This is a genomic window from Rugamonas brunnea, from assembly GCF_014042345.1.
Lineage (GTDB): Bacteria > Pseudomonadota > Gammaproteobacteria > Burkholderiales > Burkholderiaceae_D > Rugamonas > Rugamonas brunnea.
On sequence record NZ_JACEZT010000060.1, the window covers coordinates 1 to 274 of the forward strand.

General features: G+C 44.2%; 1 tRNA gene. It reads left to right on the forward strand.

Features of this window, described 5'->3' with window-relative positions:
- The first annotated feature begins 47 nt into the window (after positions 1–47).
- A tRNA-Ala gene (locus tag H3H37_RS25485) sits at positions 48–123 on the forward strand.
- The last annotated feature ends 151 nt before the right edge of the window (positions 124–274 follow it).

A 274-nucleotide genomic window follows, 5' to 3' on the forward strand; every position in this document is an offset into this window, starting at 1 on the left:
GGGGGTCGTTGGTTCGAGTCCAACCAGCCCTACCAGTTTCACCCATAGGGGGATTAGCTCAGCTGGGAGAGCACCTGCTTTGCAAGCAGGGGGTCGTCGGTTCGATCCCGTCATCCTCCACCAAAAGCTCAAACGTAAATCCTGAGATTTAGGTTTGATCTTTTAGAGATCAAGTGCTGTATGTTCTTTAACAATCTGGAAGAAGTAAAAGTAAAGATTATTTATTGATCACATCAATCGAAAGATTGCTGTGATGGGTAATGATTGTATGTAT